We start from the raw sequence: 18,964 nt of genomic DNA on the forward strand, positions 1-18,964 counted from the left end.
GCGCGAGCGCGCTCCTACACGAAGCATGCCGATCAGGCGGGAGGCGCGCCCAGCTTCAGCGACAGGTCGATCGCCTGCACGTGCTTGGTCAGCGCGCCGACGGACACGTAGTCCACGCCGTCGGCGGCAATCGCGCGCAGGCCGTCGAGATCGACGCTGCCCGAGACCTCGAGCGGAATGCGGCCGTCGAACGGCGCGGCCCGCGCGATGGCGACTGCCGCGCGCCGCATCTCGGCATCGAAGTCGTCGACCAGCACGCGCGTGCAGCCCGCGCTGAGCGCCTCGCGCAACTCGTCGAGCGTCTCCACCTCGACGACCAGCGGCAGGTCGGGCGCCAGAGCCCGGGCAGCCGCGATCGCGGCGGAGACGCCGCCCGCGGCGCGGACGTGGTTCTCCTTGAGCATCACCGTGTCGTAGAGGCCGATGCGGTGGTTGTGCCCGCCGCCCGCGCGCACCGCGTACTTCTGCGCCAGGCGAAGGCCCGGCAGCGTCTTGCGGGTGTCGAGCAAGCGCGTGCCGGTGCCCGCCAGTGCGGCGACGAAGCGCGCGGTGGCGGTCGCCGTCGCGCTCAGCGTCTGCATGAAATTCAGCGAGGTGCGCTCGGCGCCGACCAGCGCGCGGGTGCGACCGGCGAGCGTCGCGAGCACGGTGCCGGCGGCGACCCGGTCGCCCTCGGCGACGTGCCAGTCGATGCGCACGTCGGGGTCGAGTGCGCGATGGCAGGCGTCGAACCAGGGGCGCCCGCAGACCACCGCGTCCTGCTTGCACAGCAGCCTGGCGACCGCGTCCTGGTCGGGCAGCAGCGCGCCGGTGACGTCGCCGGTGCCGAGGTCCTCGGCCAGCGCCGCGGCGACGTTGGCGGCGACGGCGTCCGGATCGGGCGGTGCGAGCGGGCTGGCGGCTGCGGGATCGGTCATGGGCGTTGCCGGTCGTGGGGTGGGCGGTCCTGGCGCGGCGGTGTCGGCCGGCCTCGGCGTCCGGGGTTCGACGGTGCGCCCGGTGCATGCCTGTGCCGGGCGCGGCCCTCAGCTCTTCGGAAAGTCGGCGACCTGGGCGGTGGCGATGCCGTCCTCGACCAGCAGCACCGGGATGCCGTCGTCGACCCGGTAGACGCGCTTGCGGTCGTGGGTGATCAGCGCCTCGCGCAACGGCTCGGCCTGCGCCGCGCCGTCCTCGCGCTGCACCGCGCCGGCGGCGATCGCCGCGTTGAGCGCATCCAGGCCCGGGCGGTCGAGCAGCGACAGCGGCTGGCGGCTGGCGGGGCAGACGAGGATGTCGAGCAGCTTGCGGTCCATGGGGCGGGTCCGGGGTGTTTCGGGAATCGCGGAAGCGTATCACCTCGCGTCGCCGGCGCCGGGCGCGGCAGGGGCGTGCGCGGACGTAAAACACTCTAAAATGCCGGTTTGAGGCCGGAGCCCGCGCAATGTCAGCCAACGTCCAGAGCAACACGCCCGCCAGCGGCACGTCCGGCGGCAGGGCCGCGCCCGCCCGCCCGCCGCTCGTGGGCATCGTGATGGGCTCGCGTTCGGACTGGGAGACGATGCAGCACGCCGCGCAGAAGCTCGAGCAGCTCGGCGTCCCGCACGAGATCCGCGTGGTGTCCGCGCACCGCACGCCGGACGTGCTGTTCGACTACGCCGCCTCGGCGCGCACGCGCGGCCTGCGCGCGATCATCGCCGGCGCCGGCGGCGCGGCGCATCTGCCGGGCATGCTCGCGTCCAAGACCGCGGTGCCGGTGCTCGGCGTGCCGGTGCAGTCCAGGGCGCTCAACGGACTCGATTCGCTGCTGTCGATCGTGCAGATGCCGGCCGGCGTGCCGGTCGCGACGTTCGCGATCGGCAATGCCGGCGCGGCCAACGCCGCGCTGTTCGCCGCGGCGATGCTGGCCGCCGGCGACGAGGCGGTCGCCCGCGCGCTGGACGAGTTCCGCCAGCGCCAGACCGACGAAGTCGCCGCCAACGACGATCCGCGTCGATGAGCGGCGAGCCGGTCGGCACCGACGGGCGCGCCTGCCCGGCGCCCGCGTCCCGTCCCGCTGTCGCGCGGGAACGCCGCCGCCGGGGCGTCCTGCCGCGGGGGCAGGCATGAGCACGGTCGGCATCCTGGGCGGCGGCCAGCTCGCACGTATGCTGGCGCTGGCCGGGCATCCGCTGGGGCTGCGCTTCGTCGTGCTCGACGGTGCGGCCGATGCCTGCGCGGGGCAGTGCGCGCCGCTGCTGGTGGGCGGCTACGACGATCCCGCGGCGCTGGCCGAGCTGGCCGGCCGTGTCGACGTGGCGACGTTCGACTTCGAGAACGTGCCGGCCGACGGCGCGCGGCGACTCGCCGCGGACGTGCCGGTGTTCCCCAATCCCGACGCGCTGGCGCTGACCCAGGACCGGCTCGCCGAGAAGACGCTGTTCCGCGAGCTCGGCATCCCGGTGCCGGACTTCGCCGACATCGCCACGCGCGAGGCGCTCGACGCCGCGGTCGCGCGCCTGGGCATGCCCTGCATCCTCAAGACGCGGCGGCTCGGCTACGACGGCAAGGGCCAGTTCCGGATCCGCGAGGCGGCCGACGTCGACGCGGCCTGGGACGCGCTCGGTGCGCAGGCGCAGGCGACCGGGCTGATCCTCGAGGGCTTCGTCGCGTTCGAGCGCGAGCTCAGCGTGATCGCGGTGCGCGGGCGCGACGGCGCGTTTCGCACCTGGCCGCTGACCGAGAACCGCCACGTCGACGGCGTGCTGTCGACGAGCCTGGCGCCGGCCGACGCCGACGCGGCGACGGTGCGCACCGCGACCGCGCATGCCCGTGCGATTGCCGAACGCCTGGACTACGTCGGCGTGTTCGCGCTGGAGCTGTTCTGCCGCGGCGACGAGCTGCTCGCCAACGAACTCGCGCCGCGCGTGCACAACTCCGGCCACTGGACGATCGAGGGCGCGGAGACCTCGCAGTTCGAGAACCACCTGCGCGCGGTGCTCGGCCTGCCGCTGGGCGAGACCGCGCCGCGCGGCGTGTCGTGCATGCTCAACTGGCTCGGCGCGATGCCCGACGCCGCGGCCGCACTGGCGGTGCCCGGCGTGCACTGGCACGACTACGGCAAGCAGCCGCGCGACGGCCGCAAGGTCGGCCACGCGACGCTGCGCGCCGAAGACGCCGAGACGCTGGCGCAACGGCTCGAGGCCCTCGGGCACGCACTCGGCCGGCAGGCCCAGATCGCGCCGGTGGTCGCGCGGCTGGCCGGCTGAGCGATCGACAGATCGACCGATTGAGCGATTGGGCGATTGGGCGATTGAGCGATTGAGCGATTGAGCGGCACCGCGGGCGTGCGATCTCCATCGCAGGCGCGCGCCTGCCCCTCCGTAGGAGCGCGCTCGCGCGCGAGAGGACGTCAAGGAAAGTCCCTCGCGCGCAAGCGCGCTCCTACGGTGATCGGACTGCATGTGCCGCCGCGCGGGGCGGTCGGTGGTCGGATGTTCCGCATGTGCCTCCGCGCGGGGCGGAAGTGGATGGCGGCCTGCGTAAGCATCTGGATCGCCAGTGCGCGTCCTGATCGCCGGTGCGCGCCCTCACCGTGGCGCGCTTGCGCGCCTGCTCCGTAGGAGCGCGCTTGCGCGCGAGAGGCCGTCAAGGAAAGTCCCTCGCGCGCAAGCGCGCTCCTACGGTGATCGGACCGCATGTGCCGTCGCGCGGGGCGGACGGTGGAGGGCGGTCTGCGTACGCATCTGGATCGCCGGCACGCGTCCTGATCGCCGATGCGCCCCTCACCGTGGCGCGCTTGCGCGCAGGCTCCGCAGGAGCGCGCTCGCGCGCGAGAGGCCGTCAAGGGAAGTCCCTCGCGCGCGAGCGCGCTCCTACGGATGGTCCTGCGGCGGCGGTGGAGCGGACGTCGCCCCAGGCGACCGGTCGACCAGGACCCGGAACGTGACCGCGACCAGCGCCCAGCACAGGCCGAACGACAGCGGCACCACCGGCCGTTCGACGATGGTCTCGAACAGGTAGGCGATCGCGTAGCCCGGGCCGTAGCCGAGGAACCCGGCGACGTGGACGACCGCCCACAGCACGAGCGCCAGCGCGAACCACACGAGCGCGTACGTCGACGTCGCGACGCGCCTGCGCAGCAGTGCGTGCGCCGGCAGGCCGATCAGCACCATCGCGGCGTAGCCCAGCGCGAGCCCGATGACTGCGCCCATGGCCATGCGCTGGCCGCGGCCGAGTTGTCCGAGGATCGGGTCAGAGACCGGGAAGAACAGTCCGGCGTACACGGCCGCGAACGCGGCGGCCCACAGCGGTGCGATCGCGATCGCGACCAGGGTGCGTTTCACGGGTGGTCCTCGTGGGCCATGGCGGGCGCGGCAGCCAAGGAAGGGGAGCCAAGCGAGGCCGGCGAGGGGAGCGAGGCGGACGAGAAGGACGGGATGGGCGAGACGGACGGGATGGATGCGATGGACATGACCGCACGCGCCGCCGTCGCGTTCGCTGCGCGGCGGCTCATCGCGGATCGTCGCTGACGACCAGCGGCACGCCGCGTGTCGGATGCTCGAGCACCAGCACCGGCTGCCGGTACACACGCTCGATGGTCTCGCGGGTCAACACCTCGCGCGGGCTGCCGTCGGCGGCGACGCGGCCGTGCTGCAGCATGACGATGCGGTCGGCATGCCCGGCGGCGAGGTTGAGGTCGTGCAGCACGACGATCACGCAGGCGCCCTCGTCGGCGAGCCGGCGCGCGGTGCGCAGCACGGCCTCCTGGTGCTGCAGGTCGAGCGCGGCGGTGGGCTCGTCGAGGAACACGACCGGCGTGGTCTGCGCGAGCACGCGCGCGAACGCGGTGCGCGAGGCCTCGCCGCCCGAGAGCGTCTGCACGTCGCGGCCGGCGAGGTGGACGATGTCGGCGGTCGCCATCGCCGCCTCGGCGATGCGCGCGTCCTGCGCCGGCGCCGGCGGGTGAGGCAGGCGGCCCATCGCGACGACCTCGCGCACGCTGAAGGCGAAGCGCACCGCGTGATCCTGCGGCAGCACGCTGCGCTCGCGTGCGAGCGCGCGCGCCTTCCATTCGCGCAGCGGCGCGCCCGCGAGCCGGACGTGGCCTGCGGCCGGGACGAGGTCGCCCGAGGCGACCGCGAGCAGCGTCGACTTTCCGGCGCCGTTGGGGCCGACCAATGCGGTCAGCGTGCCGCGCGCGAAGCGCAGGTCGACGTCGTCGAGGATCGCGCGGCCGTCGATGCGCACGCTCGCGCGCTCGATCGCGAGCACCGCGCCGTGTCCGCTCATGCGCCGCCCCGCTTGCGGCTGCGCAGCACCAGCCACAGGAAGAACGGCGCGCCGAGCGCGGCCGAGAACAGGCCCAGCGGGATCTCCGAGGGCGGGTCGAGGCTGCGCGCGGCGGTGTCGGCGACGACCACCAGCAGGCCGCCGGTCGCGCCCGACACCGGCAGCAGCCAGCGGTGACCGGGGCCGGCGAGCAGGCGCACGAAATGCGGCACCACCAGGCCGACGAAGCCGACGACGCCGGCGAACGCGACCGCCGAGCCGACCAGCAGCGCGCAGACCGCGACCAGCAGCGCGCGCGTGCGGCGCACGTCCAGGCCGATGTGCTGGGCCTGGCGCTCGCCCAGCGCGAGCATGTCCAGCGGCGTGGCCAGCGTCGCCAGCGCGACCGCGCCGACCGCGAACGCCGGCACCGCGGCCAGCAGGTCGCCCCAGTCGGCCATCGCCAGCGAGCCCATCTGCCAGAACACCAGCGACTGCAGCTCGTCGGTGCGCGCGATGTAGGTGAAGAAGCCGATCGCCGCCGAGCAGCCCGCGGCGATCGCGATGCCCACCAGCAGCAGTGTCGCAGTGCCGCCGCCGCGGTCGGGGCGGGCGAGCAGGTAGATCAGCGTGGTCGTCGCCGCGCCGCCGGCGAACGCGGCGACCGGGATCGTCCAGGCGCCGAGCACCGTGGCGCCGAGCACGATCGCCGCCACGGCGCCCAGCGCGGCGCCGTGGGTCACGCCGACGATGCCCGGATCGGCCAGCGGGTTGCCGAACAGGCCCTGCAGCCCGGCGCCGGCCATCGCCAGCGACGCGCCGACGATGACCGCCAGCAGCGCGCGCGGCACGCGCAGGTTCCAGACCACCGAGATGTCGCGCTGGTTCAGCGTGCCGGCATCGGCCAGCCCCAGCTGGTGCGCGATCACGTGCACCACGTCGCCGGGCGGGATCCGCAGCGGGCCGACGCCGAACGACAGCACGATCACCACCGCCAGCAGCGCGAGCATGGCGAGCAGCAGCAGGCCGCCGGGCGGGCGCCTGACCTGTCCGGAGCGCCGCGGCGTCGCGCGGCCGTCCGCGCTCATGCGCCGGGCTGGGCGTCGAGTTCGGCGGCCAGTTCGGCCAGCGCCGTCGCCAGCGCCAGCGCGCCGGCGCCGCTGGCGACGCTCGTGGCCTTGAGCTGCAGGTCGGGCATCACCCAGACGCGGTTCGCGATGCCCGCCGGCGTCTGCCGCAGCGAGGGATAGGCCTTCCACAGGCCGTCGGGCCCGCCGAACACGCGCAGGTCGTCCTCGCTGACCAGGACCACGTCCGGATCGGCCGCGACGATGCCCTCGTTGCTCAGCTGCGAGTAGTTGGCCACGCGGGCCTCGTCGCCGACGTTGATGCCGCCGGCCAGACGGATGACCTCGGCGGCCGCGGTGTCGGCGCCGCCGACCGTGGGCGCGCCGCCGCCGCCGGTGGCCGAGACGTGGATCACGCGCGGGCGGCGGGTATGCCGCGCGGCGATGCCGGCGGCCTCGTCGAGCTGTGCCTGCACGCGCGCGGCCAGCTGCTCGCCCTCGTCGACATGACCGAACGCGGCGGCGATCTTGCGCACCTTGTCCGGGGCGGGCTGCAGCTCGTCGACGATGAGCATCGCGTGGCCGGCGTCGCGCAGCGGCTGCGCGAGCTTGCCGTGCCGGCGCAGGCTGTTGCCGACGAACAGCGTGCCGTCGAGGCTCAGCACGCCCTCGACGCCGGTGGTGCGGTTGAACAGGAAATGATGCGGCGCCTTGCGTCCGGTCTCGGTGACGCTGTTGACCGGCGCGGCGAAGACCTGGTCCGACAGGCCCAGCGCATCCATGACCATGACGATGTCGTCGTTGCCGACGATCGTGCGGCTGGTGTCGGCGATGGTGACCTCGACGCCATCGTCGGAGCGGACGGTCGCCGGCAGGTCCTGCGGCGAACGCGGTACCCGCGGCACGTCGGTGCCGGCGACCTGGCGCCAGCCGTCGGGCAGCGCCGTGCCGGCGGTCGCGGCAGCGGCCTGCGGGGCGGCGGCGTTGCCGTCGTCGCCGTTGCGGGCGCAACCTGCGAGCGCGCAGGCCAGGCCGGCGGCGAGCAGGGCGGCATGGCGGATCGTGACGCGCTGGAACATCGGCCTGTCACCTTGTCGAAGCGGAAAAGACGCACCGGCGCGGAGGCGCTCCGGCCGGTGCGGGACGACGATTTTAGCCCGTATCCCCCGTCGGGAGATCGGGCGCCGCCCTCGGCCCCCGCGATGCCGGTCCGGCATGCCGCGGGGGGCGGGGGGTCCCGCGTTGCGCGGGCTCAGCGCCCCTTGGGCGCGATCCGGCGGATATGGTCGCCCTTCGGGTCCTCGGCGCCGCGCGCCTTGTTGACCGCGTAGACGACGCCGTCGGCGCCCTTGCTGACGTGGTTGGGGAAGCTGCCGCCGTCGAAGTTGGCGACGACCTTGCCGCTGTCGTCGACGACGGCGATCGTGTCGGCGCCGCGGTTGACGACGTAGGCCAGGCGCCGGGTCGGCTCGTAGGAGACGTTCAGCGCGCCGGCACCGACGTAGACGTCGTGGTCGATCGTGCCGGTCTGCGGATCGACGATCAGCAGGTTGTCGCTGCCCTGCGACACCACCAGCAGGCGCTTGCCGACCGGGTTCCAGGCGACGCCGATCGCGCTGCGCGCGTTGACCAGCGGGATCACCTTCTCGACCGCGTTGCTCGCGGTGTCGATGACCGCGGCCTCGGGCGTGGACATGCTCGCGGTGTAGAGCTTGCCGGTCGCGGGGTCCAGGTCGAGGCTGGTCGGCGCGAACTTCTCGCCGCGCACGCCCGACTCGATCACGATGTTGTCCAGCTGGGCCAGGCGCTTGGCGTCGAACACCGAGATGAAGTTCTCCCCGGCGGCGGTCGCGTAGACGCGGCCGCGCTGCGCGTCGACGACGATGTCGCGCGAATGCGGCACCGCGCCGACCGGGAACTGCTTGACCAGCGACAGGTCGGACTGGCGGTAGACGGCCACGGTGTTCTGGCGGGTGTTGGTGACCCAGACGTTGCCGTTGGCGTCGTCGACGCCGACGCCGTAGACCGCGAACACGCCGCCCGGGCGGGCCGGCTGGCCGGGACGCGGCGCGGGGGCCGGCGCCTGACCGGGCGTGACGCTGGCCACGACCTGCAGCGACTGCGGGTCAACCTTCTGCAGCGCCGACACGGTGACCGGCGGGCGGCCGACCGCGCTGGTCACGAACAGCGCGTCGTTCTTCGCGCTGTAGGCGACCTGGTACAGGCCCTGCGCGAGCTTGGCGCTGCGCACGTCGAAGCGCTCCTGGCCCGAGACCGGCAGTTGCCGGGAGACCTTCAGCTCGAAGATCGAGGCCGCGTCCGGGCCGCTGGTGCGCACGACCACCGGGTGCACGCCGACCGCGGCGTCGGCCGGGATCGCGACGCGCCCCTTGAAGCCGCCTTCGGCGTCGGCGACGAACGGCTGCGCGTTGAGCACGGTCTCGCCGCGCTGCAGGGTGATCCGCTGGCCGGGCTTGAAGCCGCTGCCGGCGAGCTCGACTTCGCTGCCGGGCAGCACGACCGGGCTGGCCGCGCGGACGCTGCCCTTGAAATCGACGTCGGGCTGGCTGAACACCTGGGCGCCGGCGAGGCCGGTGGCCGCCGACAGGGCGAGGGCGAGGACGGCCAGCCGCAGGCGGCGGGAAGGCGAGGTTGTCATGACGAACTCCTGGAGCACTGAAGGGACCGGCGAAAGCGAGGTGCCGGAGGGAGGGGAACACGCAGTGGCTGCGACGCCGGGCGTCGTGGCGATGGCGGACCCGGGCGGCGCCGGGGTCCGGGTCAGGCGGGGCGCGGCCGCGGCCGCGCCCGGATCATCGGCCGGGATCCACGCCATCCGCGTGGCTCGGGGTGTCGCTGTGGTCGGCGATGCCGGCGACGGCATGCAGCGTCCACATCAGCGAGGCCCGGAACATCGGGCCGTGGGTCAGTCCGGGAAACTCGCGGTAGGCGACCTGCAGGCCGTCGACGCCGGACAGGCGGTCGGCGAGCCTGTGCGCCGAGTCCGGCGGCGCGGCCTCGATGCGACGCAGGTGGACCTGCACGCGCGGATCCGACAGGTCGCGATGCGCGACCTGCCGCGTGCGCTCGCCTTCGCCCAGGCCGATCAGCACGCGCGCCGGCCGGCCGGCGTTGTTGGCCACGAACCGCCGCTCGGGTGCGCCGAGCATCGCGCCGTCGCCCCACCACAGCGACGGGCTGCCGGCGGCATAGGTGTCGAACGCACCCGTGCGCGTGTACAGCGTATGCAGCGTGAACAACCCGGCCAGCGAATGGCCCCACAGCGTCTGTCGCGCCGGATCGATGGGCACGCGGCGCGCGACCTCGGGCCGGATCGCGCGCTCGATCGTCTCGAGCATCGCGTCCGCACCGCCGCCGCCGACGATCGTGGTGCCGTCGCGCACCGGCCGCTCGCCCTCGAACGGGGTGTAGTCGCGCGTGCGCGCTTCGGAATCGATGCGCAGGTCGTTGGGATAGCCCACGAACACCAGCGCGTGCGGCACCGGCTGCGCCGCCAGTTCGGCCAGCAGCGCGTCGTCGAACTCGACCAGCGCGGCGTTGCCGTCGAGCATCCACAGCGCCGGGTAGCCGGACGCCGGCGCCGGGGACTTCGGCACCGCGACGTGCACGCGCCAGCTGCGCAGGCCGTCGCGGCTGGTGACCTCGAAGCGCTCGAACGCGTAGTGCCGCGACGCATGGTCGGCGACGGTCTCGCCGATCGCGCGCGCCGGATTGCGCTGCTGCGCGGCTGCGGTCGTCGGCACGGCCTGCAGCGCGAGCAGCAGCCCGGTCGCGGCCGCCAGCGTCGCCAGGCGGATCGGGTGGTGGGACTTGGATCGGCGGGTGTGCATGCGGTCGCTCATCGGGGGCTCAGAACCCGATGTTGGTGCTGACGAACCACGCGCGTCCAGGCCCGTTGTAGGTGTAGGCGCCGGCGCCCTGGATCTCGTTGGGCGTGCCGAGGTTGACGCCCGAAGCGTTGCCGCGGCGGAAGATGCGCTTGTCGAGCAGGTTGTCGACACCCAGCGTGACGCTGACCCGGTCGGTGATGCGGTAGCGCCCGCTCAGGCCCACGAGTGCGTACGGCGGCATGCGGTCGGCGGCGCTGCCGGTGACCGGCCGGCCCTGGTAGTCGAGGCGCTGCGGCTGCTGCTCGCCGTAGAACGTGGCCTTGGCCAGCAGCGACAGGCGCTCGCTGGCGCGCCAGTCGAACGCGGTGTTGACGGTGTACTCGGGAATCGTCGACAGCGCGTCGCCGGTGGTGCGGTTCTTCGACTCGAGCATCCAGGTGACGTTGGTGTTCCAGCGCAGCGCATCGCTCAGCGGCAGCTCCACGCTGCCCTCCAGGCCCTCGATCACCGCCTTGGGGACGTTGTCCCAGCGAAAGACGTCGACGTTGCCCAGGCGATCGACGGCGACGCGGCCGGCCTCGACCTTGTCGCGGTAGTCGTTGTGGAACCAGGTCAGGCCGGCCTGCATGCGGCCGTCGGCGAACTGCACGCCCAGTTCCTTGTTGACGCTGGTCTCGGCGTCGAGCGCGTCGTTGCCGACCAAAAAGCACGGGCCGCCGCCGCCCCAGCAGCCGATGCCGGCGCTGTAGAGCGCGTAGCCGCCATTGCTCTGGTAGAGGTTGGGGGCCTTGTAGGCGCGGGCGATGCCGGCGCGCAGCGTCCAGGACGGCAGGAACTCGAACGCGGCGCTGAGCGCCGGACTGAAATTGCCGCCGTGGCGGTCGTGGTGGTCGTAGCGCAGCGTCGGGGTCACGGTCAGCGCATCGCCGATGTAGAGGTTGTCCTCGACGAACACCGAGGCGATGCGCGAATCGGCGCGGCCGTTCCACGACGTCGGTGGCACCGGCACGTTCGGCTGCGGGTTGCGGTTCTTCAGGCCGGACGCGCCGTCCTCGAGCCGGCTGTCGACCCACTCGGCGCCGAACGTCAGCACGTGGTCGACGGTGTCGCCGGTCACGGTGTGGTTGACCTCGCCGTGCAGCGTGAGCGTGCGCAGGTCGATGTCGCCGAAGCCGCCGTCGACGATGAAGATGCCCTCGGTGCCGCCGGCCAGGCCTTCGAGCAGCCGCGTGTTGCGGGTCTTCTCGACCGCGGCGTAGGCCAGCGAGCGGGTGGCCTGGCCGTACTCGCCGCGGTGGCTGACGTCGAAGGTCCGGCGGTAGACGCGGTTGGTCTCGGCGCCGATCCACTTCAGCACTTCGGGGTTGCGGTTGGTGTTCTGGGTGTCGCCGGTGTAGAGGTTGCCCTGGCGGCTGAAGCCCGCGCCGAGATCGATGCGATGGCCGGGCAGTACGTCCCACAGCAGCTTGGCCGAGGCGTTGCGGTTGCGCACGCCCTCGCGCCCGGCCGGGAAGGTGCCGGCATTGCTGCCGCTGCGTGCCGAGGCATGCGCGCGGTTGATGTCGAAGTCGTCGGAGTCCGCCTTGCCGGCGTTGCCCGACAGGCGGAACGACAGCCGGTCCGACAGCGGTCCGCTCATCTGCAACCCGGCGCGCTGGCTGCCGCCGTCGACGCCGTGGGTCGGTACCAGGCCGTAGAGGTTCAGCGAGCCGCCGAAGCGATCGCCCGGCGCGCGGGTGACGATGTTGACCACGCCGCCGGCCGCGCCGTTGCCGTAGCGCGCCGCGGCCGGACCGCGCAGCACCTCGATGCGCTCGATCTGCTCGGGCGGGATCCAGCCGGTGTCGCCGCGCGAGTCGCGCTCGCCGCGCCAGCCGTAGCGCACCGAGTTGCGGCTCGACACCGGAATGCCGTCGACCAGGATCAGCGTGTTCTCCGGGCCCATGCCGCGGATGTCGATCTGGCGATTGTTGCCGCGCTGGCCGCTGGTCGAGTTGCCGGTCAGGTTGACGCCCGGCAGCGTGCGCAGGAACTCGGCGATGTCGTTGCGCGGCGGCTGGCGCTCGATGTCGTCGGCCAGCACCGTGGATGCGCCCAGCGCCTGGCGTGCGATCTGCTCGGCGGTGACCCGGACGGTGTCGAGCGTCGCCGCGTCCTCGCGCGTCTGGGACAGGGCGTTCAGCGGCAGCAGCGCGGCGATGGCGCTGGCGAGCAGGGCGGGACGGAAGCGCGGGTGGGGGCGGACGGGCATCGGGAGATCCGGGAGACGGCGCGGGACGAAGCGCGTGAAGGCTTCGTTATCCTAGAGTTTATGAGATTGATTCTCAATCTTGCCGTGAGGGCCATGCGGGGCGGCACCGCGTCCCGCATGGCCGGCGGCTCAGAAGCGTGCCGTGGCGCCGACGAACCAGGTCCGCGCGCCGCCGTCGTAGTTGTTGCCCTCCTCGAGGGTCGAGGTATCGCCGAGGTTGCGGACGCCGGCGCGCAGGGTCAGGTGCCGGTTGACGTCGTAGCCGGTCGCCAGGTCCCAGGTGGTGTAGGCCTTGGCGAACGTGTTGCTCGACGCGGCGACCAGCTGCTCGCCGATGTGCTGGGCGCTCAGGCTCAGCGACCAGGCCTCGGTCAGGTCGAGGTCGAGCGAGGAGTTGGCGGTGAGCTTCGGCACGACCAGCAGGTTGGCGCCCGTGGTGCGGTTCTTCGATTCGAGCATGCGGGTGGCGTTGGTGGTCCAGGTCAGGCGCTCGTGCAGCGGCACGACGATGCTGGCCTCGACGCCGCGGGTGCGCGCTTCCTGGATGTTCTGCGCCACCGTCCACCAGTAGCCGTTGACGAAACTGGAGTCGAAGCCGGGCAGGTCGCGCAGCGGCACCTGCTCGATCTTGTCTTCGAAGTCGGTGTGGAAATAGGTCGCGGCGACCGACCAGCCGTTGCGGTCGAAGCCGGCACCGATCTCGTAGTTGGTGCTCGTCTCCGGCTCCAGGTTCGGATTGCCGGCCATGTAGCAGCCCGTGGTGCCGTCCGCGTTGACCGCGCGGTTGCTCCAGCCCTCGACGACCAGGCTCGTGCAGCCGTTGCCGCGCGACTGGGTCGCCGCGCCCGCCGTGCCCTGCTTGAGGTTCGGTGCCCGGAAGCCCTCGGACACGCCGCCGCGGATCGTCCAGTCGCGCGACGGATGCCAGACCGCGTAGATGCGCGGGCTCAGGTTGTCGTCGTAGTTGTCGGTGTTGTCCAGGCGCAGGCCGAGCGTCAGCGTCAGGTTCTCGCGCAGCGACAGATGGTCCTCGGCGAACAGCGCCCAGGAATCGGCTTCGTTCTCGGGGCTGATCCGGCCACTGCCGGTCCAGGTCACCGGGACCGTGCCGATCGTCGCCTCGTTGCGCAGTTCCTCGCGCTTCCACTGCCCGCCGACGTTGAGCGCGTGCGGCACGCCCCAATCGAATCCGGTGTTGAACACCGCGTCGAACACCGTTTCCTTCGAGCGGGTCCCCACGTCGCTGCCGGTGTCCTCGTACTCGTTCCGGACCACGGTGGCCTTGGACGTGCTGCTGTCGCCGTAGCGGCCGTCGTGGCTGACGACGTAGCCGGTGTGTTCGAGCTTCGACAGGCCCCACGCCGCGACCTCTCCATCGCCCATGTTGCGCTGCACGCCCCGCGAGGCCTCGATGCCGATGGTGTGGTCGTCGGTGACGCGCCAGTTGAGCAGCGCGTTGGCGTTCTCCGCCTTGTTGCCGGGCGTCTGCCGGGGCCCGGTGTCGGATGCCCGGTCGGTCAGGTTGGCGCCCACGCGCAGTCCGAGCCGGTCGGTCAGCGGGCCGCTGAACTGGGCGCCGAGCTGGATCGTGTCGCCGCGGTCGGACGCATCGGGCCGGCTGTAGTTGTAGGTGACCGAGCCGCCCCATTCGGGCGCGATCTTGCGGGTGATGATGTTGATCACGCCGCCCATCGCGTCGGAGCCGTACAGCGACGACATCGGACCGCGGACGACCTCGATGCGCTCGATCATGTCCGGCGACAGCCAGTTCAGGTCCTGCGGGCCCAGGTCGTCGCGGTAGTTCACGCCGGCCGAATTGCCCTGGCGGCGTCCGTCGATGAGGATCAGCGTGTACTGCTCGGGCAGGCCGCGCAACCGGATCTTGGACTGCGCGCCCGACAGCGCGTAGCCGCCGGTCACGCCGGGGACGGTGCTGAGCAACTGCCCGATGCTGCTGACCGGCTTGCGTTCGATCTCCTCGCGCGTGATCACGCTGATGCTCGCCGGCGCGTCGCGGATCCACTGCTGGACGCCGGTCGCGGTGACCACGACGGTGTCGAATTCGGTCGCCGACGACGCCGGCGCGGTGGACTGGGCGGCGGCGGGATGCGCCAGGACGAGCGCGACCACGGCCGCGAGGAGGGAGACGGCAGGAGAGCGGGACATCGTGGAAACTCCGGAAAGTCGTCGGACGAAGAGAGGGGAGGGACTCGACGCGACCGCGGGCACGCTCGCGACGCGACTGCGACGTTAATGATACGTTTATTGCGAACGATTCTCAATCAATTCCAGATGTCTACAGGTCTCAAATGAGACTTGGTATCATTTAGGCCGTTGCGCTGGCCGGGCCCGTCCGGCTGGCGCGGGGCGGCATCGCCGCCCCTTCCCTGGCGCTGTCGCCGGTCCTGCCGGCGGATCGAGACCTTCCCGCATGTCCGCTGTCCCCCTTGCGTCCCCCCGCGTGCCCGGCCTGTCGGCGCTGGTGTTCACCGCGCTCGCGGGGACCATGGCGATGATGGCGTTCGTCGCCGTCGTCGGTCCGGTGGTGCGCCTGCTGGGCCTGGCCGAGTGGCATGCGGGGCTGTCGGTGACGGCCGCCGGCGTGCTGTGGATGCTGTCGGCGCGCCGCTGGGGCGCGCTCAGCGACCGCATCGGGCGCCGTCGCGTGCTGCTCGCCGGCCTGGTCGGCTATGCGGTGGTCTACATCGCGATGGCGGCGTTCGTGGACCTGGCGTTGCGGCATCCGCCCGCGGTGCTGCTGTCGGTCGTCGTGCTGGTCGCCACCCGCGCGCTCGTCGGGCTGTTCTATGCGGCCGTGCCGCCGACCGCCGCGGCGCTGATCGCCGACGCGGTGCCGCCGGGCGGGCGCGGCGCGATGATGGCGCGGCTGGGCAGCGCCAACGCGATCGGCATGGTGCTGGGGCCGGCCGCGGCCGGCTGGATCGCTTACCGGAGCATCGCGCTGACGCTGTACCTGGCGGCGGCGCTGCCGCTGCTGTCGCTGGCGGTGCTGTGGTGGCGGCTGCCCGAGGCCCCGGCCGCGACGGCGCCGCGTCCGGGCCCGCGGCCGGCGATGGCGGTCTCCGACCGCCGGCTGCGCCTGCCGGTTTATGCGGTGTTCGCGGCGATGGTCTCGGTGACGATCGCCCAGGTCGTCGTCGGCTTCTTCGCGATCGACCGGCTCGGCCTGTCGCCGGCCGACGGCGCGCGCGCGGCCGGGATGTCGCTGACCGCGGTCGGGCTGGGCCTGGTCTGCGCCCAGGCGCTGGTGATGCGGCTGCGCACGGTGCCGCCGGCGCGCTGGATCGCGATCGGCGCGTTGGTCTCGGCCGCCGGCTTCGCGTCGTCGTCGCTGGTCGCCGTGCAATGGCAACTGCTGCTGGCCTACGGCGTCGCGGCGTTCGGCATGGGCTTCGTGTTCCCCTCGTTCCAGGCGCTGGCGGCCGATTCGGTCGAGGCGCACGAGCAGGGCGCGGCGGCCGGCACGGTCGCCTCGGTCCAGGGCATGGGCATGGTCGTGGGCCCGTTGCTGGGCACGCTGCTCTACCGCTGGTCGCCCAGCGCGCCGTACCTGCTGGTCGGCGCGGTGCTGCTGGTGCTGGCGCTTGCCGCGGCGCTGCATCCGCGCGAGGCGGCGCGATGACCGAGTCGCCGCGCATGCCGATCCCGGAGGCCGGACCGCCGGAAGCCGACGGCGCGCCCGCGGCGACCTGGTTCGCGCTGCAGGGACCGGGCCGTCCGGTGTCCGCGGCGGGCCGGCTGGCCTCGCTGCCGCCCGGCCCGGCGGCCACGCTGGGCGCCCGGGTGGCGGCGTTCTTCGCAGCCGCGCGCGGCGGCCCGCCGTTGCTGGTGGGCGCGCTGCCGTTCGACCCGCACGCGGGCGACGCGCTGTACCAGCCCGCGCGCGTGGCGGCGACCGTCGACGCGGCGCCGATGTCGGTGTGGCCGCCGCCGCTGCGCGGCACCGCCGCCGAGCCGCCGGCCGAGGCGTATGCGGCCGCGGTCGCGCGCGGCGTTGCCCGGCTGCGCGATTCGGACGATGCCGCGGCGCTGCGCAAGGTCGTGCTCGCGCGCAGCCTGCGGGTGGACGCCGATGCGCCGATCGATCCGCTGGCGCTGGCGCTGCGCCTGGGCACCGACGCCAGCGTGACCGCGTACGTCGCCCCGCTGCCGGTCGCGGCCGGCGAGGCGCCGGCGTGGCTGGTCGGCGCGACGCCGGAGCTGCTGGTGTCGCGGCGCGGCCTGGCGGTCGTCTCGCATCCGCTGGCCGGCTCGGCGCGGCGCGCGCGGGATCCGGACGAGGACGCACGTGCCGCGCAGGCATTGCTGGCCTCGGCCAAGGACCACGACGAGCACCGCCACGTCGTCGAGGCGATCGTCGACGCGCTCGCGCCGCTGTGCAGCCGGCTGCAGGCGCCGCCGAAGCCGGCGCTGCACGCGACCGCGACGATGTGGCACCTGGGCACGCGGATCGAGGGCACGCTGAAGGATCCGTCGGTGTCCTCGGCCGCGCTCGCCGGCCTGCTGCATCCCACGCCCGCGGTCTGCGGCACGCCGCGCGAGGCCGCGCTGGCGGCGATCCGCGCGCTCGAGCCGGTGGACCGCGGCTTCTACGCCGGTGCCGTGGGCTGGACCGACGCGCAGGGCGACGGCGACTGGTACGTGTCGATCCGCTGCGCGCGCGTGCAGGGCCGCACGATGCGCCTGTTCGCCGGTGCGGGTATCGTGGCCGGCTCGCAGCCGGCGCTCGAGGTCGACGAGACCGCCGCCAAGTTCCGCGCGCTGCTCGATGCGCTGGGCATCGACGACGTGCGCGCCGCCTGATTCGATCGAGGATGCCATGAGCGACACCCCCGCACCGCAGCGCCTGCCGCTGCGCCAGGTCTGGCCCGACGACCGGGTCGCGCACTACCGCGCGGCCGGCCACTGGCGCGGCGAGACCTTCCCGGGCTTCCTGCGCGATCGCGCGCAGCGCTTTTCCGGCGACCTTGCCGTGGTCGGCGGCGCAGTGCGCTGGACCTACGCGCAGCTGTGGGACGAGGCCGAGCGCATCGCCGCCGGGCTGCTGGCGCAGGGCCTGGCGCCGGGCGACCGTGTGGTCGTGCAGCTGGGCAACATCCCGGAGTTCGTCGCGGTGGTCTGCGCGCTGTTCCGCGCGCAGTTGGTCCCGGTCTACGCGTTGCCGGCGCACCGGCTGACCGAGGTCGCGCATTTCGCGCGCAAGGCCGAGGCCGTCGCCTACGTCTGCGCGGAGAAGTACGAAGCCTTCGATTACCGCACGCTGGCGCGCGAGCTGCAGCGCGAGGTGCCGGCGGTGCGCCACGTGTTCGTGGTCGGCGACGGCGGGGAATTCGTACCGGTCGCCGGGCTCGACGGCGATCGCGCCGCGCTGCCGGGCGACCCCGACCCGCAGTCGGTCGCGTTCCTGCAGATCTCCGGCGGCAGCACCGGGCTGTCGAAGCTGATCCCGCGCACGCACGACGACTACATCTACAGCTTCCGCGCCAGCAACGATCTGTGCGGCATCGACCGCGACAGTGTGTACATGGTCGCGCTGCCGGCCGCGCACAATTTCCCGATGAGCTCGCCGGGGTTCTTCGGCGCGCTGTACGCCGGCGCGTGCGTGGTGCTGAGCCCGGGGCCGGGGCCGGACGTGGCGTTTCCGCTGATCGCGCGCGAGCGCGTGACCTGCGTCGGCCTGGTGCCGCCGCTGGCGCTGCTGTGGGCCGACGCCGCGGCGAAGACCGCGCACGACCTGTCGAGCCTGCGGGTGGTGCAGGTCGGCGGCGCGAAGCTGGTGCCCGAGGCCGCGCGCCGGGTCATCGCGGGGCTGGGCTGCACGCTGCAGCAGGTGTTCGGCATGGCCGAGGGGTTGGTCAACTACACCCGGCTCGGCGATCCGGAGGAGGTCGTGGTCCGGACGCAGGGGCGGCCGATCAGTCCCGACGACGAGGTGCTGATCGTCGACGATCAGGGGGCGCCGGTGCCGGACGGCACCACGGGGCACCTGCTCGCGCGCGGGCCGTACACGATCCGCGCGTACCACAACGACCCGGCGGCGAATGCGCGGTCGTTCACCGACGACGGCTGGTACCGCACCGGCGACATGGTCCAGCGCACCGCGGACGGCAACCTGGTGGTGCAGGGGCGGGCGACCGACCACATCAACCGGGCGGGCGAGAAGATTTCGGCCGAGGAGATCGAGGACCATCTGCTCGCGCATCCGCAGGTGTTCGATGCGGCGGTGGTGTCGATTCCAGACGATTTCCTCGGCGAGCGCAGCTGTGCGTTCGTGATCCCGGGCGAGGCGCGGCCGCGACCTGCCGAGTTGAAGGCCTGGGTGCGTGGGCGGGGGCTGGCGGCGTTCAAGGTGCCGGACCAGATCGTGTTCGTCGATGCGTTCGGCACGACGGCGGTGGGCAAGGTCAGCCGTCGTGAGCTGCGCGCGCAGTTACGCGCGCGGTTCCTGGCTGAGCAGGGTGCATGATGACGTGTGTGCGCGAGTTGAGCGCTATCTCCGTAAGTGAGGAGCCGTGCGCTTCTGCGTTGGTTGGGAACCGGCTTGC

General features: G+C 73.1%; 16 protein-coding genes. 6 read left to right on the forward strand and 10 right to left on the reverse strand.

The features are described from left to right. Positions 1-32: 32 nt before the first annotated feature. Both nadC and WQ56_RS07560 read right to left on the reverse strand, forming a co-directional pair. Positions 33-917 (reverse strand): carboxylating nicotinate-nucleotide diphosphorylase, encoded by an 885-nt coding sequence (nadC, locus tag WQ56_RS07555; RefSeq protein WP_047136470.1) that lies wholly within the window; start codon positions 915-917, stop codon positions 33-35. Positions 918-1,025: 108 nt separating this feature from the next. After that, positions 1,026-1,295 carry a Trm112 family protein gene (locus WQ56_RS07560; RefSeq protein ID WP_047136471.1) on the reverse strand — a complete coding sequence of 90 codons (270 nt, stop codon included), beginning with the start codon at positions 1,293-1,295 and terminating at the stop codon, positions 1,026-1,028. Positions 1,296-1,513: 218 nt separating this feature from the next. Here WQ56_RS07560 and purE point away from each other — a divergent pair, with 218 nt between their 5' ends. After that, a complete protein-coding gene (gene purE, locus WQ56_RS07565) occupies positions 1,514-1,978 on the forward strand; it encodes a 5-(carboxyamino)imidazole ribonucleotide mutase (RefSeq protein ID WP_047136553.1) in 465 nt (154 codons plus the stop codon). 106 nt (positions 1,979-2,084) lie between these two features. Further along, complete coding sequence (locus WQ56_RS07570) at positions 2,085-3,227, forward strand: 5-(carboxyamino)imidazole ribonucleotide synthase (RefSeq protein WP_047136472.1); 1,143 nt, start codon at positions 2,085-2,087, stop codon at positions 3,225-3,227. A 606-nt stretch (positions 3,228-3,833) separates the two neighbouring features. Here WQ56_RS07570 and WQ56_RS07575 read toward each other — a convergent pair. Continuing rightward, positions 3,834-4,304, reverse strand: a complete 471-nt coding sequence (locus tag WQ56_RS07575; RefSeq protein ID WP_047136473.1) for a hypothetical protein — start codon at positions 4,302-4,304, stop codon at positions 3,834-3,836. 18 nt (positions 4,305-4,322) lie between these two features. On the opposite strand from WQ56_RS07575, the gene WQ56_RS18595 reads away from it, so the two are divergent. After that, positions 4,323-4,490 (forward strand): hypothetical protein, encoded by a 168-nt coding sequence (locus WQ56_RS18595; protein WP_156170419.1) that lies wholly within the window; start codon positions 4,323-4,325, stop codon positions 4,488-4,490. On the opposite strand, the gene WQ56_RS07580 is transcribed toward WQ56_RS18595, so the two are convergent. The 7 genes from WQ56_RS07580 to WQ56_RS07610 all read right to left on the reverse strand — a co-directional run bounded on the left by WQ56_RS07580 (position 4,471) and on the right by WQ56_RS07610 (position 14,564). Further along, positions 4,471-5,250 (reverse strand): heme ABC transporter ATP-binding protein, encoded by a 780-nt coding sequence (locus WQ56_RS07580; RefSeq protein ID WP_047136474.1) that lies wholly within the window; start codon positions 5,248-5,250, stop codon positions 4,471-4,473. The two genes, WQ56_RS18595 and WQ56_RS07580, sit on opposite strands and share 20 nt — an antisense overlap. Beyond that, positions 5,247-6,317: an iron ABC transporter permease gene (locus WQ56_RS07585; RefSeq protein WP_047136475.1), complete on the reverse strand. Its 1,071-nt coding sequence runs from the start codon at positions 6,315-6,317 to the stop codon at positions 5,247-5,249. Before WQ56_RS07585 ends, WQ56_RS07580 begins: the two co-directional genes overlap by 4 nt. Continuing rightward, positions 6,314-7,375, reverse strand: a complete 1,062-nt coding sequence (locus tag WQ56_RS07590) for an ABC transporter substrate-binding protein (RefSeq protein ID WP_047136476.1) — start codon at positions 7,373-7,375, stop codon at positions 6,314-6,316. Before WQ56_RS07590 ends, WQ56_RS07585 begins: the two co-directional genes overlap by 4 nt. Positions 7,376-7,548: 173 nt before the next feature. After that, positions 7,549-8,955, reverse strand: a complete 1,407-nt coding sequence (locus tag WQ56_RS07595; protein ID WP_047136554.1) for a YncE family protein — start codon at positions 8,953-8,955, stop codon at positions 7,549-7,551. A 154-nt stretch (positions 8,956-9,109) separates the two neighbouring features. Then, positions 9,110-10,159 (reverse strand): alpha/beta hydrolase-fold protein, encoded by a 1,050-nt coding sequence (locus WQ56_RS07600; protein WP_156170421.1) that lies wholly within the window; start codon positions 10,157-10,159, stop codon positions 9,110-9,112. Positions 10,160-10,166: 7 nt separating this feature from the next. Beyond that, the gene (locus WQ56_RS07605; RefSeq protein WP_082132257.1) at positions 10,167-12,398 is read right to left on the reverse strand and encodes a FepA family TonB-dependent siderophore receptor; all 2,232 of its coding nucleotides are present in this window, start codon (positions 12,396-12,398) and stop codon (positions 10,167-10,169) included. Positions 12,399-12,527: 129 nt separating this feature from the next. Next, positions 12,528-14,564 carry a TonB-dependent receptor gene (locus WQ56_RS07610; protein WP_082132258.1) on the reverse strand — a complete coding sequence of 679 codons (2,037 nt, stop codon included), beginning with the start codon at positions 14,562-14,564 and terminating at the stop codon, positions 12,528-12,530. A gap of 265 nt (positions 14,565-14,829) precedes the next feature. Here WQ56_RS07610 and WQ56_RS07615 point away from each other — a divergent pair, with 265 nt between their 5' ends. Genes WQ56_RS07615 through WQ56_RS07625 form a run of 3 tightly spaced genes read left to right on the forward strand, consistent with a single transcriptional unit; the run spans position 14,830 to position 18,885 of the window. After that, a complete protein-coding gene (locus tag WQ56_RS07615) occupies positions 14,830-16,041 on the forward strand; it encodes an MFS transporter (protein ID WP_047136477.1) in 1,212 nt (403 codons plus the stop codon). Beyond that, positions 16,038-17,222: an isochorismate synthase gene (locus tag WQ56_RS07620; RefSeq protein WP_047136478.1), complete on the forward strand. Its 1,185-nt coding sequence runs from the start codon at positions 16,038-16,040 to the stop codon at positions 17,220-17,222. Before WQ56_RS07615 ends, WQ56_RS07620 begins: the two co-directional genes overlap by 4 nt. A gap of 16 nt (positions 17,223-17,238) precedes the next feature. Further along, a complete protein-coding gene (locus WQ56_RS07625) occupies positions 17,239-18,885 on the forward strand; it encodes an AMP-binding protein (RefSeq protein ID WP_047136558.1) in 1,647 nt (548 codons plus the stop codon). Positions 18,886-18,964 lie beyond the last annotated feature (79 nt).

The organism is Luteimonas sp. FCS-9, from assembly GCF_001014645.1.
GTDB lineage: Bacteria > Pseudomonadota > Gammaproteobacteria > Xanthomonadales > Xanthomonadaceae > Luteimonas.